General features: G+C 58.4%; 14 protein-coding genes. All 14 read left to right on the plus strand.

Going from position 1 to position 17,441, the window contains the following annotated elements:
* The first annotated feature begins 922 nt into the window (after nucleotides 1–922).
* Nucleotides 923–2,119, plus strand: a complete 1,197-nt coding sequence (locus OC184_RS04455; protein WP_265505993.1) for a tyrosine-type recombinase/integrase — start codon at nucleotides 923–925, stop codon at nucleotides 2,117–2,119.
* Entirely contained in the window at nucleotides 2,112–2,810 is a 699-nt protein-coding gene (locus OC184_RS04460; protein WP_265505994.1) for a hypothetical protein, read from the plus strand. Before OC184_RS04455 ends, OC184_RS04460 begins: the two co-directional genes overlap by 8 nt.
* A 71-nt stretch (nucleotides 2,811–2,881) precedes the next feature.
* Nucleotides 2,882–3,091, plus strand: coding sequence for a helix-turn-helix transcriptional regulator (locus tag OC184_RS04465; RefSeq protein ID WP_265505995.1), 210 nt, complete (start codon nucleotides 2,882–2,884; stop codon nucleotides 3,089–3,091).
* Nucleotides 3,092–3,409: 318 nt separating this feature from the next.
* On the plus strand, nucleotides 3,410–4,804 hold the full coding sequence (locus tag OC184_RS04470) for a replicative DNA helicase (RefSeq protein ID WP_265505996.1): 1,395 nt from the start codon (nucleotides 3,410–3,412) through the stop codon (nucleotides 4,802–4,804).
* Nucleotides 4,804–5,595, plus strand: a complete 792-nt coding sequence (locus OC184_RS04475) for a helix-turn-helix domain-containing protein (RefSeq protein WP_265505997.1) — start codon at nucleotides 4,804–4,806, stop codon at nucleotides 5,593–5,595. The genes OC184_RS04470 and OC184_RS04475 overlap by 1 nt, the downstream gene beginning before the upstream one ends.
* 42 nt (nucleotides 5,596–5,637) lie before the next feature.
* Nucleotides 5,638–6,111 (plus strand): hypothetical protein, encoded by a 474-nt coding sequence (locus tag OC184_RS04480; RefSeq protein ID WP_265505998.1) that lies wholly within the window; start codon nucleotides 5,638–5,640, stop codon nucleotides 6,109–6,111.
* Entirely contained in the window at nucleotides 6,108–6,599 is a 492-nt protein-coding gene (locus OC184_RS20440; protein WP_378926437.1) for an HGGxSTG domain-containing protein, read from the plus strand. Before OC184_RS04480 ends, OC184_RS20440 begins: the two co-directional genes overlap by 4 nt.
* A 1,196-nt stretch (nucleotides 6,600–7,795) precedes the next feature.
* Nucleotides 7,796–7,999, plus strand: coding sequence for a type II toxin-antitoxin system Phd/YefM family antitoxin (locus OC184_RS04490; protein WP_265505999.1), 204 nt, complete (start codon nucleotides 7,796–7,798; stop codon nucleotides 7,997–7,999).
* 46 nt (nucleotides 8,000–8,045) lie between these two features.
* Nucleotides 8,046–10,052 (plus strand): type I restriction-modification system subunit M, encoded by a 2,007-nt coding sequence (locus tag OC184_RS04495; protein ID WP_265506000.1) that lies wholly within the window; start codon nucleotides 8,046–8,048, stop codon nucleotides 10,050–10,052.
* Nucleotides 10,049–11,281, plus strand: a complete 1,233-nt coding sequence (locus OC184_RS04500; RefSeq protein WP_265506001.1) for a restriction endonuclease subunit S — start codon at nucleotides 10,049–10,051, stop codon at nucleotides 11,279–11,281. Before OC184_RS04495 ends, OC184_RS04500 begins: the two co-directional genes overlap by 4 nt.
* A complete protein-coding gene (locus OC184_RS04505; RefSeq protein ID WP_265506002.1) occupies nucleotides 11,278–12,624 on the plus strand; it encodes an AAA family ATPase in 1,347 nt (448 codons plus the stop codon). Before OC184_RS04500 ends, OC184_RS04505 begins: the two co-directional genes overlap by 4 nt.
* A complete protein-coding gene (locus tag OC184_RS04510; RefSeq protein ID WP_265506003.1) occupies nucleotides 12,611–13,297 on the plus strand; it encodes a retron system putative HNH endonuclease in 687 nt (228 codons plus the stop codon). Before OC184_RS04505 ends, OC184_RS04510 begins: the two co-directional genes overlap by 14 nt.
* The gene (locus OC184_RS04515) at nucleotides 13,297–16,365 is read left to right on the plus strand and encodes a type I restriction endonuclease subunit R (protein WP_265506004.1); all 3,069 of its coding nucleotides are present in this window, start codon (nucleotides 13,297–13,299) and stop codon (nucleotides 16,363–16,365) included. The genes OC184_RS04510 and OC184_RS04515 overlap by 1 nt, the downstream gene beginning before the upstream one ends.
* Nucleotides 16,366–16,380: 15 nt before the next feature.
* The gene (locus OC184_RS04520; protein WP_265506005.1) at nucleotides 16,381–17,295 is read left to right on the plus strand and encodes a GIY-YIG nuclease family protein; all 915 of its coding nucleotides are present in this window, start codon (nucleotides 16,381–16,383) and stop codon (nucleotides 17,293–17,295) included.
* The last annotated feature ends 146 nt before the right edge of the window (nucleotides 17,296–17,441 follow it).

Genomic DNA, 17,441 nt, shown 5'->3' on the forward strand with positions numbered 1-17,441 from the left:
CCAATGCGCCATGGCACGCGCCAGCTCTATGGTAAGCGCGCGCGCCATGGCGCCGGCCATCGTCACCTGGCCTGATTTTACGCCGCCGCGTGGCCGGGTTTTGCACCGCCGTTGACATCAGCTCTGAGCCGTTAGTGTCGTCTTGCGCCAGAACTTTTACTCGGCAAGCTATGTCCGCTCCCAGCGCCCGGCTGCCCTACCATGCCGCGAGTGCTCGCGACCGCTTCTGCGCGAAGAAGCCGATCGCAGCGCACGGGCTGGACGCAAAGCAGGGTGATCGCTGCACCGCGCGCGGATGACCGCTTTCCCAAGATTTCTGCAGCCGCCATGCCGCACCGCCATCCGTCAGCTTTCCGCCCTTCGCGTCTCTGCTGGTATCGCATCGTCTCCCGTCCCAGACAGCGGTCGGTAGATCCTCTGGATGCGTAGGCGTTAGGCCACAGTCATCTTCGCCGGGAAGTGGCCACTTTCGCTGTCGATCAATGTCGTGCTGAACGGATGCGGTTCGATCGCAGGTCCTTCAGCCGCAGAACGGCTTCAGATCCAACACCGAAAAGGCCTTGAAGATTGTTTCACGACTTCAGGGTTTTGAAGGCTATTCACCGTTTCGGCGCAGTCATCAGCTTCGGAGAAATATGGCAGTTGGAGACCAAAGTGAGGCCTCCATGCGTCGCGGCTGGTGAACAGCTTCACTCACCTAACCCTCGAAACCAACGAGAAAATCCAACCTGCGTCGGATGTGGAGACTGGTTTGTCTAAGGCAAGTGGCGGAGCGAGAGTCCGCCGTTCTACAATCCGCGGTGTTCCGCGCCCTTCCCTACAATCTAGCAAGTGCAGGCATTTAGCGGCTTCCCTTATCCGTCATTGTCCGGCATATTCCGTCCCAAGCTCAGCGATATTGGGGGAAGAAAGGGGGGAAGCTATGGCTAGTCACCTGACCCGCCGACCTGAAAAGGCATTGACCGCCCAAACCGTGAAAGCCGCCACCGCGCCGGGCAAGTATTTTGACGGGCATGGTCTTTACCTGCGCGTCGACGCGAACGGGTCGCGCTTCTGGATCCAGCGTATCACAATTCGCGGCAAGAGGTGCGAACTGGGTCTAGGGGCGCCTTCGCTGGTGTCCCTGGCCGAGGCGCGCGCCAAGGCGCTGGAAAACCGCAAGCTAGCCCGCGCAGGAGGCGATCCATTACAAGCGAAGCGTGAAGCGCAAGCGGTCCTGACCTTCGAGGAAGCCGCTCGCAAGGTCCATTCGCTCCACAAGCCGACTTGGAAGAACGAAAAACACGCGGCGCAATTTCTGGCGACGTTAGAAACTTACACCTTCCCCAAGATGGGCCGCCTAAAGGTCCAGGACGTGACCACCGCCGATGTTCTGGGCGTTCTCATGCCCATCTGGACTACCATTCCCGAGACCGCGCGCCGGGTGCGGCAGCGTATTGGGACCGTGATGAAATGGGCGATTGCTCAAGGCTGGCGCCAGGACAACCCCGCGGAGAACATCAGCAAGGCGCTTCCCAAGATCTCGAAAGCGCCGGAACACCGTAAGGCGCTTCCCTATGCCGAGGTAGCGGGCTGTATCGAGGCAGTGAAGGCATCGGGTGCCGGCCTTTCCACTAAGCTAGCGCTCGAATTTTTGGTGCTGACCGCCGCGCGCTCAGGCGAGGTGCGGGAAGCGCGCTGGTCGGAAATCAACTTAGCCGGGCAGGTTTGGGAAATCCCTTCTGAGCGCATGAAGATGAAGCGCTCGCACCGCGTTCCCCTGTCGCCGCGGGCCGTTGCCATTTTGGCGCAGGCCAAGGCGCTGGACGATGGGTCTGGGCTGGTGTTCCCTGGCACGAAAACCGGGCGCCCCTTGTCCGATATGACTCTTTCCAAGCTGATCAAGGAACTGAGCTTTGCTGCAGATGTTCATGGCTTCCGCACGTCCTTCCGCACGTGGGCACAGGAACGCACGTCCTATCCGCGCGAGGTTGCTGAGGCGGCGCTAGCACATCTGACTGGCGATTCGGTCGAACGCGCCTATGCCCGCAGTGATGTCTTCGAGAAGCGCCGCAGGATGATGGATGCCTGGGCGAGCTACTTGCGCAAAACGGAGGCGAAGGAACGAACCAATGGCTGAAACTAGTGACCCGATGCGTGATGTGATGGCTAACTGGAGCGCACGCATAGTCGCTCAAAAAGCGGCCTTCAGTGAGATTAGATTCGGCGAAGACGGATACTTTCAGCGAGCCGTCAAAGCCGTCACTCCCATGCTTGAGTCGGCATTGTGGGCGAAGCCAAGTGGAGATCAGATCGGTCGTGCATTTCTAGAGGTGCTACCGACGCTGTTACGTTCTGAAGAAACCCAGCGCACAAACGAGAGCTTCGAACAGCTGATCACGAAGTCAGAGACCGATTTTCGCAGCTTTCAAGAGCTGGAATATCACGCTCTGAACCCAATCAACTTGCGCCAGTATCCGGCGCTAGCGGATTGGCAACGGAAGGTGTTTTTAGGAGCAGCTAAACCACCAGCTAGACGGGGGCAGCACCCTAACGTCAATTTCTCGCGTGACTCCGCGATCTGCACCGCCATCAAACGGCTGAAATCTCTCGGCTTCAAGGCTTACAGGAACAAAGCGTCACCAAACATCAGCGCCTGTGATGTAGTGGCCGAAGCTCTTGGGAAATGTGGCCAAAGCCTTTCCTACGATGGCGTAGCAAGAATCTGGGAGAATCAAGACACGGTGAAAGCCGGTGCGGGAGGCAAGGATCTTGCGGAGGGCCTTGCTGAGCAGTTGCTGGCGTTCCTGTCCGAAACGAAACGGACTTAATTAGTCGGACGACCTGCCGACACGGATGTTGGCATACCTGCATGTACCTAATCATGCAGAGGAAAGCCGACATGGCAGAAATTATGAAGAGGCTGGTCGCGGAAAAGCACCTCCGCCGCCGGGCGGTTCAGGATGTCACCGGCCTGAGCCGCAGCACGATCTACGACCTGATGAGCAAGGGCTTGTTCCCGCGCCCCGTGAAGCTCACCGGCAAAGCCGTTGGGTGGCCGGAGACTGCCATTGCCGACTGGTTGAACAGCCGCCCCAGCAACTCGGAATAAGAAAACCGCCACCCGGTTTAGGGCGGCGGTGCGGTTTTTTCATGGTTTGATCACTCTGAGATGTACCGCCCAGCTGCCTTGGCCGCAAGTCTAGAGGCACAATATGGACGAAGCGCCGAAGTACGCAAACATGAAAGCAGCCGGCCTGCAATCGGATGGGGGGGAAGATGCGACCCATCTGGGCGAAGACCAGCAAGCGACCGCACTAGTACAAGTCAGCCGTGGGACGGGCTCCCACCACGCCCCGCAGCCCAACCCCTGGAAGCACATCGCCGGTCTCGCTGGCAATTTGCTCATGCGGGCAAGCGGGTACCGCAAATGACCGTCGTAACCCTCACCCCGCCCAACGCGGTTTTTCAGAATGTCGAGGCAGAGCAGCAAGTGCTTGGCTCGCTCATCATGGCCGACAAGTTGGTCCCGATTGTAATGCAGCACGGTGGCGTCAGCCTGTTCGCCACTAAGGTTCACGCCAAAATATATCAGGCTATCGAGGTACGCCATCAGGCGGGCGAGCTGGTCAGCCCGATCACCCTCAAGGCCGCTTTCGAAGGCCTTGAGGATCTAGAGCCGGTTGGCGGCCCCGCTTATCTCGCGCGACTGGCCGGCAGCGCGATCTATATCACCGTCCCGGCACTGACCAGCATGGCCAACATGCTGGCCGAATATGCCCGCAAGCGCGCAATCCATTCGGCGGCATCTGAGACGCTAGCCGAATTGGCGCGCGGCGACATGCCCGCAAGCGACATCGCGAACCGGCTTGAGGGGGCGCTGGTCGCCCATTCCTTTACCGTCGCCACCGACCAGCCCACGTCCATGCTGGCAGCCGTCAATGAGGCTGTCACATTGGCCAACCAAGCGTATCGCGGTGAGACGAGCGCCGCTGTCAGCTTCGGCATCCCGCCGCTCGACGCCATCATTCCCGGCCTCCAGCCCGGCGAACTGACGCTTCTGGGCGGGCGTCCTGCCATGGGTAAATCTGCTGTCGCCCTGACCATGGCCCTGAACGCGGCCCGCGCGGGGCGTGGCGTGGCGATAGCATCGCTGGAAATGACGCCCGCCGCCATGGCTCACCGCGCCCTGTCCGAGGCAACCGCCAACGCGGGCCGCGCGGTCCCCTATCAGGCCATGCGGCGCGGCGATATGAGCGAGGAGGAGATGCGTGCAGTGGTCGAGGTCGCGCAGGACGTGGCGCAGCTGCCCATTACCTTCCTGTCGCGGTCCTACAGCGACGTGGACGCGCTGGTCGGCGGTGTGCGCCAGATCACCCGCGCCACCGACAACCTGCGCCTCCTGATCGTAGACTATGCGCAGCTTCTTCGCGCCAAGGGGCGCGACCGCTACCAGCAGGTCACGGCCATCAGTCTCGCACTCAAGGGTATGGCGATGTCACTCAACATCCCGGTCCTAGCCCTATCCCAGCTCTCCCGCGGCATCGAGAGCCGCGAGGACAAGCGCCCGGTCCTGTCGGATCTGCGCGAGTCCGGTCAACTTGAGCAGGACGCTGACAACGTGCTGTTCTGCTTCCGGCCGGAATACTACTTGCAACAGGAGCAACCGGATTCCTCCGACCTGGATGACCTGGCCGACTGGGAACTCGCCATGAACAAGGCGCGCGGCCGTCTCGAAATCATCGTCGCAAAGCAGCGCATGGGCAGCACCGGCACCGCGCGCTGCATGTGTGCTTTGTCCACCAACAGCGTCTGGGGGGAGTGATGGGTTATAAGCAGGTCGACATAGTCCTAGCCAGCGCGATTACCGATCCGACTGAGTTCAACGTGCTGATTGCGCTGGCTTCCCACGCAGATCGATTCTGGTCCTGCTACCCGTCAATCGCGCGCATCTGCCAGCTGTCGCGCTTTAAGGAGAGAGCTGTCCAGAATGCGATCAAACGCCTCCAAGCACGCGGCGCGCTGGTCGTCAGGACCGGTGGGGGGCGCGGCGGGGCGAGCTACTACACCATCATTCCGAGCGCCTTGAACCCCGCAGGAGATGCACCCTTCAAGGAGGGAAAACCTCGCAGCAAAAACACCCTTCGTGACAACAAAAGTCCGCAGCAAATGCACGAAACACCGCATTTGCTGCGCCAAAACCCCGCAGCAGATGCACCCGAATATATCAATGAACCAGTCAAGAATAAGTCATCATCAGCAGATGACGATGCGATGCGTACGCGACGAGAGAAAATCCTGACCATCATCGGATGCGACCCGAGCGGCGTCACCAAGGAGCTACGCTTCACCGGCACGACCGCTGACATGGCCGAGGTCAGACACTGGAACGAAATGGGCCTGTCCGAAGCCGAGCAGGACAGCATCATCCGCGACATGCTCGCTAGGGCCCGGATTAAAGACCCCGAGTTCATCCCGTCCAGCTGGCGATATTTCACAACCGGCATGGCAGCCCTAGTTCGCGCTAAAGCCACCCCGCACGACAAGACCACTCTATCACCCAATACCACCCGCGAGCAGCGCGCAGCGCGCCGCCGTGTCATCCTGGGAGGCTGACCTGTCCGTTGACCCGATCTGACCGAAGCCGAGGCACTCAACTTGAACAAGTTCAAAGCCCGAGGCGCTATGCAGCCGCAGATCGCGCAGCATCTGAGCGTCTTATTTGCCACCATCAAGCGGATCCTGATCGAGATGATAAGGTACGGCATGAGCCGGCAATGCATTGCTGCCAAGGTTGAGACTGGCAATATCCTAGTACGCCTCGTCGCCCTCGGCGCGAATTATTTCGAGAGCAGCTCAGACAAGATCCGATGGAGGCATGTCGCCGCCATGAACCACTATCGTGTCCGCCTATGCGCAGTTTCGGATGCCGCCCTCCCCCCTCGACGCTGCAAGTGCCCTATGGCGATCGCCACACTTTTACAGGTCGCGACTTGCGTTTGGACGAATGGCGGCAGCTTTGAGCATGGGACCGGCAAGGCCCGGCTAAGCGGCTGGTCTACCGATGGGTTATCCGCGATGACCAATACGGGCGGTCGGGGCGCTGGACGGCGCAAGGGGGGTGCTGCGTGACCGGGGCTGAACTGGCGGCCATCCGTAAGGCCGCAGGTTTGTCGCAGACCGAACTGGCTGGGCGCGTTGGCATAGGCCGCCATGCCGTCAGCTATTGGGAATGCAAACGAGAAGTGGAACGCGGCGCTTGGGCCGTAGAACGTATGGCCCAGGTGCTGGCCCTGCCGGATGCGCCCGTGATCGTTCCACTCAGGATCTCCTTCGTAGAGCGGCAACAGCATGGAACAGCGGATCAAGATGCCGCAGTGCTCGCAATGCTGCAGGCGGTTGAAGACCAAGTGAAGGCCATCAGGGCCAACCGGCGGGTACGATGCGGAGCCAAGACGCGCAAAGGCGCAGCTTGCCGGATGAGATCAGAGCCAGGAAAACGGCGCTGCAAATTTCACGGCGGCAAATCTACGGGAGCAAAGACTGCTGAAGGTAAGGCTCGGATTGCAGAGGCTCAGTGCAGGCGCTGGGCAAGATGGCGCTGGGAACGAAGGCAATAACCGGCGACGACTGCCGGTGAAGCTCGCGCCGAAGCTCACAGCTATTGACCTAAGCGCTGCGGCAGTATCGTCTTTCATGGCGAATCGCTTCAACCGGCAAGTTCTGGCAAGCTTTAGCATCTGGAATGGTATCCCGCCTATTCAGGCCCCATCAGGCGCTCACTATTTCGTGCAATTAGGCTGCCGGGTAGGACCGTGATTAGACCGTTAACACTCCGGCTATTTGAAGCCCCTTTCATGGGGTATTACAGTATGGAAGTGTCAGACAAACAGGGCACCGTCACCCGCGCGGAGACGCCGCGTTGCGGGAAAGGCTGCTGTTCGGACCAGATGGCGCGACCTTCTCGCCGACGCAAACTCGCATGGAAGGGCGCCTATACTGCAAGAGGTCCTGAAGCACGGCGATGGGTCATGTCCGGTGGGCCGTGTACCAGCAGGAAGAACAAGGCCGCGGTCATCGAACAACTTCGCGTCGTGCTCCGCCAGCCTGAGATTGACGTAAGGACGTTGAAGGCGGCACGTGCCGCCTCTGACGACATCACCGAATCTGATGCCCGAGCCGCACAGTAGCTCGACCCTCTGCGAAATGAACTCTTCCCGGCCAAGCAGTCGCGCATCTTGGCGCTGTTCGTCGAGCGGGTTGAATCAAGCACTAGCGGGCTAATCCTTCGCCTGCGCATCGAAGGACTGGCGACACTGGCGCACGAAGTCACTGCCGATGTCGGAGCCACCGAATGAGTTGGATCACGCAGGTCCCAGACACGGCAAGCATTCCTATCCCGCTCTGCATCGTGAGGCGACGCGAGTGGAAGGAGATGCTCGTGCCACTAAACAGATTGTCCCGCGGTTGAGCATCTGCAACGATCCTCAAGGCACATGCTCAGTCCCTCCGCTGGAAGCAACTCCTGCCACTTATAGATTTTCGACTGGTTTAGAACTTGCGCGAAGGGAGAGGGTTTTGGCTGCCTACCTCGCGCACATCTCCGCCCAACTTTTTTTGGGCTCCTTACCTCGTGGAGGGCGTGCTCTAGGGGCGGCACGAGAACGGAGTTCCTGAAGGCCGCCCTGCAAGCCGATCTTGCAGCGGAACGGGACGCGGAATGAGCGTTATCTTTGGCATCCGTCTCAGCACTCTAGCGTCTGTCCATCACCTCACATCTTGGCTAAAGTGGCTCCAACTTGGGAAGGAACTCGCCATGCAGAGCATGTCGGCGCGCGATGCAAAAAACGCCTTCGGGCGGCTGATTGACATGGCGAGGGCAGAGCCTGTTGCCATTGAAAAGTATGGCCGGTCTGTTGTCGTGGTGCTTGCAGTTGAAGAGTTCGAGCGGCTGACGGCCAAAGCGAAGAAGCAGATGGTTTCTGCGGCATCGGGCAAGTGCCCGGGGCAAGGCGACTGATCCAACAGGAAAACAGACCGGACAAACCGGCAGGAGACTGAACAACATGCCTAGCCACTCGGACTTGGCGAACTTGATCTGGCAGATCGCGGACGTCCTGCGCGGGCCCTATCGTCCGCCACAGTATGAGCGCGTCATGCTGCCGCTTGTCGTTCTGCGCCGCTTCGATTGCGTGCTCGCCAACACCAAGGACCAGGTTCTGGCAGAGTATGCGCGGCGCAAGGGCGGGAAGCTGGAGGACGATGCTCTCGACCGGATTCTGAACAAGGCATCCGGACACCGCTTCCACAATCGTTCGCCAATGACGTTCCAGACGATGATTGGCGACACCCCAAACCTCGCGGGGCACCTTCAATCTTACATCAGCGGCTTCTCGGCGAACGTTCGCAGGATCTTCGAGTACTTCGAATTCACCAACGAAATCGAGAAGATGAACGAGGCGAACATCCTCTACCTCGTGCTGAAGGAGTTCCTGAAGGTAGACCTTCATCCTGACCGGGGCGTCGGGAACGAAAAGATGGGGCTCATTTTTGAGAACCTGATCCGACGCTTCAACGAACTGGCAAACGAGACCGCCGGCGATCACTTCACGCCGCGAGAGGTGATCCACCTCATGGTTGATCTCCTGTTCATGGAAGCCGACGACGTGCTCAGCAAGCCAGGCACCGTGATGCGCATGCTCGACCCGGCGTGCGGCACGGGGGGCATGCTCGCCGAGGCCCAGCGCTACATGCGCGATCACCACAAGGAGGCGAAGCTCTACGTCTACGGCCAGGACTACAACAAGCGCGCCTTCGCGACGGCCGCATCCGACATGCTCATGAAGCAGGTCGACCACAACGGCGGCGGTGAGAACGTGCAGTACGGCGACAGCTTCACCGACGACAAGTTCGAGGGGCAGACCTTCGACTACTTCATCGCCAACCCGCCCTTCGGCGTGGACTGGAAGAAGCAGCAAAAGGAAATCGTCCGGCGGCACGAGAAGGCCCCGCAGGACAGCCCGTGGAGCGCAGGCCTACCGCGCGTGAACGACGGCTCCTTGCTGTTCCTGCAGCACATGATCTCGAAGTTCGAGGACGTCGATCCGAAGTCGCAGAAATATGGCTCGCGGGCGGCAATCGTGTTCTCAGGCTCACCTCTGTTCAACGGGGGCGCAGGCGGTGGCGAAAGCAACATCCGCAAGTGGATCATCGAGCGCGACATGCTCGAGGCCATCGTCGCCCTTCCTGAGCAGATGTTCTACAACACCGGGATTGGCACCTACATCTGGATCGTTACAAACAACAAGCCTGACCACCGCAAGGGCACAATCCAGCTGGTCGACGCGCGCGACATCTGGATGCCCATGGGCCGCAGCCAGGGAGACAAGCGCCGCAAGATCGGCGCGGGCAAGGCCCCCGAAGGGGATGATCGCCCGGACGAACCTGATCAGATTGCCGAGATCGTGCGCCTCTACGGCGGGTATGCCCAGAGCGCCAAGTCCAAGATCTTCGACAATGCCGACTTCGGCTTTACCCGCGTCACCGTCGATCGTCCGCTGCGGCTGAGCTACCGGATGACGGTCGAGGACAAAGCCCGGTTCCTCGACGCGGCACCGCACCTGCTCGACGACATCCAGGCGATCGACCAGGCGCTGGGACGCGAGCTGGAATTAGATTGGAACGAGGTCTGGAGCAGTATCGAGGAGCTGTTGAAAAAGCGAGGGTCCCGCTGGCGCGCGCCAGAGGTCAAGCTGTTCCGCAACGTGTTCACCAAGAAGGAAGCGGATGCCGAGAAGGTCAAGCAGGGCGAGGGATTCGAGGCCGACCCCGACCTGCGCGACTTCGAGAACGTGCCCCTGAAAGAGGATATCCACGCCTACTTCGCGCGCGAAGTTCTGCCGCATGTTCCGGATGCCTGGATGGACCGAAGCAAACACAGGGTTGGCTACGAGATTAACTTCAACCGCCACTTCTATCAGTTCACGCCGCCCCGCAGGCTGGCCGACATCGACGCAGACCTGAAGAGGGCAGAGGACGAAATCTTGCGGCTTTTGCGCGAGGTAACGGAATGACCGCTTTTACTCATAAGCAGCTCAGATTCTTGTTTTCGATTTCGAGCGGCGCCACACCAGAGAGTGGGAACTCTGCATTCTGGGACGGCGACATCAATTGGGCAACGCCCGAAGATGTTAGTGGCAGCTCGAAGACCCTCTCATCAACGAAACGAAAGATAACAGAAGAAGGCTTCGCAAGCTGCAGCGCAAAGATGGCACCTTCCGGCACGATTGTGCTCACCAAACGCGCACCGATCGGGCAGATGGTGATTTCAAATGTGGAACTTTGCTGCAATCAGGGCTGCTTCCTTTTGGAGCCAAAAAATAATGCCGATAATGACTTCTTTTATTATTGGTTGAGCGTTCAAATCGGATATCTGCAAGTATTGGGGCGGGGATCCACATTTATGGAACTCAGTTCTGATGAGATAAAGGCGATTCAAGCGCCCTGCATACCTGTCACTCAACAGAAGCAGATCTCAAGCTTTCTCAATCGCGAGACCGCCGAGGTCGACGCCCTGATCTCTGCCAAGCAGAAGCTGCTCGACCTAATGACCGAGAAGCGGTGCGCCATTGTGACCGAGGCCGTCATGTGTGGCCTCGACCCTTCCGCGCCCCTGCGCCCCTCAGGCATCAACTGGCTTGGCGATATCCCTGCGCAATGGGAGGTGGAGCGCTCCCGCTGGCTGTTCACCGAACGTGACCAGCGATCCCAGACCGGCGAAGAGGAAATGCTGACGGTCTCGCACCTGACCGGCGTCACCCCCCGGTCCGAGAAGGACGTGAACATGTTCGAGGCCGAAAGCACGGCTGGCTACAAGCTGTGCTTCGCCGGGGACCTCGCCATCAACACCCTCTGGGCGTGGATGGGCGCCATGGGCACCGCCCGCGTCGCTGGCATCGTCAGCCCCGCCTACAACGTCTACACCCCGGGTCCGCGCCTGCTGCCCGATTACGTCGATGCTCTGGTCCGCATCCCCGTCTTCGCGCAGGAAGTGACCCGCTACTCCAAGGGCGTCTGGTCCTCCCGCCTGCGGCTCTACCCCGAGGGCTTCTTCGAGACCTGGTGGCCCGTGCCGCCGCTCGATGAACAGCAACAGATCGTTGAGCACATCTCAGCAGAAACAGCCAAGATCGACCGCCTCCGAACCGCAATCGAGAACTCCATAGCCCTGCTGAAAGAGCGCCGCGCAGCCTTGATCGCAGCGGCCGTGACGGGCCAGCTCGAGATTCCGGAGGCGGCATGAAGATCGCGAGGCTGTCGCTCGCCAATGTTCGAGCATTCAAAGAGGCGGAGTTCACCTTCAATCCTGGCTTCAACCTGATTATCGGTATCAACGGCGCCGGTAAAAGCACAGTACTCGATGCCATCAGATACTGTGGCTCCCACCTGCTTTCAAATCTTGAGAAAAAGATGCCTCTTAGGGCGTTTGGCTTTGGTATCAATGATATTCACGGCAGCGCGCCTTTCGCCGAGGCCGCGTTGTATTTGCATCACAATGGCAATGCGGATGCGTTTGTCCGCCTGCGCGAATGGCGGGAGCAGGTCGCTGCCGAGGCCACAGAGAACGTGGAACGTTTGCGTCGTGAGATCCTCGAAACAGAGCGCCCAAGGGATCGACTGCGTACCCAGTTGCGCGAGTTACAGGAAACCATCTCGCCGGCGGAACCCGTCTTCTTTCACCCCTCAAAGCATGACCTAATGGCTCGGGCGATCAGTAAAGGAAGCATGCCGTTAATGATCCACTACTCAACCGCACGATCGATCATGAACGAGCAGGCAGGACGAACGCAGGCAATTGGAGACTGGCGTGCTGCCTATGTGAACGCACTTCAGTCGAACGCCCTTAGCATCCGCCAGTTCGCCGTCTGGGTGCGCGCACTAAGTGCAATGGCTTCTGAACTCCCCGCCTCGGGGCATCTTTTAGATAGGATAAACTCTGCGCTTGAGCTTTTTCTGCCTGGCTATTCAAACTTGCGACCAACAGCTGAAAACACTTCACGTGTTGAGATCGACAACAACGGAACGACTCTTGATGTACGCCAGTTGTCGGACGGCCAGCGCAGCGTGTTGGTGCTCGTTCTGGATATCGCGAAACGTCTCGCGCAGGCTAACCCTCAGCTAAATGACCCGTTGACCAACGCTGAAGCCGTGATCCTCATCGACGAGATCGACCTTCACCTTCATCCGCAATGGCAGCGGAAAATCGTGGGCAATCTCGAAAAAACGTTCCCGAATTGCCAATTCATTGCCACTAGCCATTCACCGCAGATCATTGGGGAAGTACAGCCGGATAAGATTACTCTCTTAAAACGGGTTGATGGACATATTTCCCTTGAGCCGTGTGGTCAATCCTATGGCCTAGATACAAACTATGTGCTCGAACAGGTCATGGAAACACCTTCACGGTCGAAACCCGTAAAAGCTGCGATCGATGAAGTGGAGAGTGCGCTGGAAATTGGAGACTTAGATCTGGCGCGGGAAAAGTTGTCAATTTTGCGTAAGATTCAACATGGAGATGACCCGACTACGGTTGGGTTTGAGGCCGAAATAAACAATCTAGAAGCGCTGACAGATGAGGCAGATTAGCAAGAGCGCACCGCCACCCGAGCTTACGGAGTGGATCGCCGCCAACAGAAATGGCCCCAATTGCAACTATGACTCAATTGGAGGGGATTTGCGGCAGATCATCAGGCAAGCGCTTGTATCCGAGCAGGGTGGACTCTGCGCGTACACTGGTTGCAAGATTGATGTCGATACTTGCCACATCGAGCATTTGAAGCCGCAAAAGCATTGCAGTGCCCTAGAAGACGTAGCCTACTCAAATCTTGCTGCGGCCGTACCGAAGCCTAATACAGGAATAAAGTTCCCGTATGGAGCACATTTGAAGGACAATTGGCCTTCGCCGGACGAGTCCACCTTATTTGTTTCACCACTTTCAATTGGTTGTTCGGCCAGATTCTCATTTAGCTTCAGCGGTAAAATCTCGGCAAGCAATGTAACGGATAGTGCCGCAGACGAGACCATTAAGCGTTTGGGTTTGAATCACAATACTCTTATCAAGTTTCGGCACGCTGCTATCAAAGGGACGATTAAACTGCGGGGCCGTGATTTAGATGTAAAAACGGCACGGCGACGACTTGAAGACTTGCAACAGAAAGAGAGGACATCGAACGAGTTAGAGGCATTCTCCGTTGCGCTTATCGACGCGCTGAAGAAGCATATCGCCCGGCTTAAAAAAATCAGAGAAAAGAAAAAGTAATGGACGATGCTCGGCATTCAGAAGGAGCCTTCGAGACCGTCATCGAAGCCACATTGCTGGCAAATGGCGCGCTAAGGGAACCTGCATCGGGGTACGACCGTGATCGTGCCATCTTTCCTGAGAGCGTTCTCTCCTTCATCCGCAACACACAGCCGAAGGAATGGAAGGCGCTGGAGGCACTCCATGGGGAAAAGACCGGCGCCCAAGTTCTTGCCGATCTGACCAAGTGGATGGACCGGGAGGGCTCTTTGGCCACCTTGCGTCACGGCTTCAAGTGCTATGGCAAGACTCTGCGCGTTGCATTTTTCAAGGCTGCGCACGGGCTGAACCCGGAGTTGGAGGCCCGCTACGCCGCTAACCGCGTCGGGCTCACGCGGCAACTGCACTTCTCGAGGAGCTCCGAAAGGTCCCTGGACGTCGTACTGAGCGTCAATGGCATTCCAGTTGTGTCGGTCGAGCTCAAGAACCCGATGACTGGACAGACCGTCGAGCACGCCCTGCACCAGTACCGGCATGATCGCGACCCGCGCGAGCCCATCTTTGAGTTTAAGCGGCGTATGCTGGTCCACTTTGCCGCCGACACGGACACAGTGTTCATGTCCACCCGGCTTGCCGGTGCGGCCACCCACTTCCTGCCCTTCAACAAAGGCAACAACGGCGGCGCCGGCAATGGGCCCGATCCCGAGGGACGAAGCTACCGCACAGCGTATCTGTGGGAGGAGGTGCTGCAGCGAGACAGCCTGCTCGACCTCCTCGCGCGCTTTATCCATCTCCAAGTCGAAGATAGGCGCGACGACCAAGGACGAAGGGTCAGGAAGGAAACGATGATCTTTCCGCGCTACCACCAGCTTGAAGCGGTCCGGTCGTTGATCGATCAAACGCTAAAAGATGGGGTTGGCAACAACTATCTGATCGAGCACTCGGCTGGCAGCGGAAAGAGCAACACCATCGGCTGGCTGACGCACAGGCTTGCATCGCTGCATGATCATGCCAACTCGCGTGTTTTCGACAGTGTTATCGTCATCACTGACCGCGTGATCCTAGACAAGCAGCTTCAGGACACGATCTACCAGCTCGAACATAAGCACGGCGTTGTCCAGAAGATCGACGAGGACTCGCGTCAGCTGGCGGAAGCACTCGAAAGTGCCGTGCCGATCATCATCACCACCCTTCAGAAGTTTCCATTCGTCTCGCGTCAGTTGGCCAAGATTGCCGAAGAACGAGGAGAGGCCGACGGAGGTGTGCTAAGGATGCGCCGCTGTGCGGTGATCATCGATGAGGCGCACAGCTCGCAGGGCGGCGAGACGGCAACTGACCTCAAGGAAGTTCTTGGCGGGCAAACCCTTCGCGAAGAGGCTGCTCGAGCAATGGTCGCCAATAACGAGGACGACATGGACGAATTATATCGGTCCATGGCTAAACGCGGAAGGCAAGCAAACCTGAGTTTCTTCGCGTTCACGGCCACGCCGAAACACAAGACGCTCAAGGTGTTCGGGCGCGACGGCAAGCCCGCCCATCGCTACACAATGCGCCAAGCGATAGAGGAAGGCTTCATACTCGACGTGCTGAAGCACTACACGACCTACGCCACCTATTTCCGGCTGCTCAAGGCGAGCGAGGACGATCCGAACGTCGAGCGGAAGAAGGCGGCACGCGCTCTGGCGCGGTTCCTCAAGCTGCATCCTCACAACATCGCTCAGAAAACTGAGGTGATGATCGAGCATTTCCACGCTGCGACGCGGCATAAGATCGGTGGCCGAGCCAAGGGAATGGTGGTGACAGGTTCGCGCCTCGAAGCTGTTCGCTACAAACAGATTTTCGATCGCTACGTGAAGGAGAAAGGCTATGCTATCAAATCGCTGGTCGCCTTCTCAGGCGTAGTCACGGATGACAAGCTTAAGGATGTCACCTACACTGAGGAGGGCATGAACCTCGGCGTGCGTGAGAAGGAACTGCCGGAGGTCTTCGCCACGCAGGAATATCAGGTGCTCCTCGTTGCCGAGAAGTACCAGACCGGCTTCGATCAACCCTTGCTGCACACCATGTATGTCGATCGGCGGCTCGCCGGCATCCAAGCGGTGCAGACGCTGTCTCGCCTGAACCGTATCCACCCGTTAAAGGAGGACACGTTCGTCCTCGATTTCGTCAACGATCGCGATGAAATTCGCGAGGCGTTCAAGAGATACTACGAAGGCGCGGAGGTCGGCGAAGACGTCGACCCTGCTCGAATGTATGAGATCAAGAGCGAGCTCGACGCGGAAGGTGTATACGGCGTCGCCGACCTTGAGCGTTTTAGTGCGGTATACTTCAAGCCTCGCCAGCGCCAGAGCCCGAACGATCATCAGTTGATGAATGCTGCGATCGATCCTTGCGTCGCGCGTTTCAAAGAGCTTCTGGAGGAGAAGCCCGACGAGGCCGAGCTGTGGCGCGGCAAGCTGATGGCCTTCTGCGGCCTCTATGGTTTTGTCAGCCAGATCATTCCCTATCAAGACACGGATCTCGAACGCCTGTATGTTTTCCTTCGGCATCTCGCGTCCAAGCTTCCGAAGTTCAGCGTCGGCCCATCCTACCAGTTTGATGACGAAGTACGGCTAGAGTATTACCGGTTACAGAAAATCAGCGAAGGCTCGATCAACCTTAGCGACGGTCAGGCTAATAGGCTTGATGGCCCGTCCGAAGTCGGTACCGGCGTGCTGCACGAAGAAGCGGTCTCGTTGTCGCGGCTGATCGATGTCGTCAACGACCGGTTCGGCACTGACTTCAATCAGGCGGATCAGCTCTTCTTCGACCAAATCATAGAAGCAGCGACCCTCGATGCAGCCTTGAGGCAAGCGGCGGCCGTCAATCCTGGCGACAAGTTCGAACTCGTGTTTAAGAACCTGCTTGAGGCACTGTTTGTTGAACGCATGGATCAGAACGAGGAGATCTTCGCGCGGTTCATGAACGACAAATCGTTCCAGAAGGTCGTTACGGGCTGGCTGTCTTCGGAGGCTTATCGCAAGCTCAACAGCTCGGAAAAAGCTCAAAACATCAGGAAACTTGACGCCTCCCTGCGCATCCCTACGTGAAAGACGTTACTTAAGTTGAAGCCTCGTTCGATCAACATCTTCCTTCTTGATGGCGACCCAAATGGCATTCGGGTGGCACAAATCTCAATGTCGACGATCCAAGCAATTGCCTTCCGGCGAAACCAACTTAAACGTGTCTGCAATGCGTTCCCCGAAATCGAGCGGCCCGGCGTGTATGTGCTGATCGGCGGAGACGAGAACGAGCCTGACCGCCAGCTCGCTTATATCGGCGAGTCGGAGGGTGTGGGTGCGAGGCTGTCCTATCATAACTCGAACGAGACGGGTCGCGACGCCAAAAGCTTCTGGACTGACACAGTGGTCCTTATCAGCAAGGATGAGAACCTCACGAAGAGCCATGCGCGCTACGTCGAAGCCTGCCTGATCAGGGGTGTGGGAAGCAATCCGCGTTGGACGATCCCTAACCTGAAGCGGCCATCCGAGGATGCCGGAAAGCTTCCCCTGCCGGACCGCGCTGCTATGGACGAGTTCGTTGATCAGACAAAGACGCTGGTGGGCGCTCTTGGGTGGGACCTCTTTCGCGAGATGCGCGGACGCCCTGCAGAGGCGGCAGAGCCTCCGCAGTCTGTTCCCCCAATAGCTAACTCGGATGAACTTCGATTTTTCTTTCGTGGCGAGGGATTCTCCGCTGAGATGAAGCTGGGCGCATCAGGCGATTTCGTGGTCTTGGCGGGGTCAAGGGCTAGGGTGAGGACAACGACTACCATTCCGCGCGGCACGATCGCGATGCGCCGCACCCTGCTGGATACTGCGGTGCTGCGCGAAGACGGCGACTTCCTGCTGTTCACGAGCGACTATAGCTTCACGTCGGCATCTGCTGCCGCCGCAACAGTAGTTGGCGCGAGCGCAAACGGGCGCATTCTGTGGAAATTACCGGACGGACGTACCTATGCCAATTGGGAGGCGAACTAGGACAACGGAAGGAATAAGAACGCGACATCCGCCGACCCGCCGGGAGAGTAGTCACAGAATGACCGATGCCGCCAACGACATTCACCTTAGCTCTGCGCAGCTGCAGGGCGCAGGCGCAGCGACGGTTAGAGCTTATATGCTAAGGA

It is taken from the genome of Paracoccus rhizosphaerae, from assembly GCF_026162645.1.
In the GTDB taxonomy this organism is placed as follows: Bacteria; Pseudomonadota; Alphaproteobacteria; order Rhodobacterales; family Rhodobacteraceae; genus Paracoccus; species Paracoccus rhizosphaerae.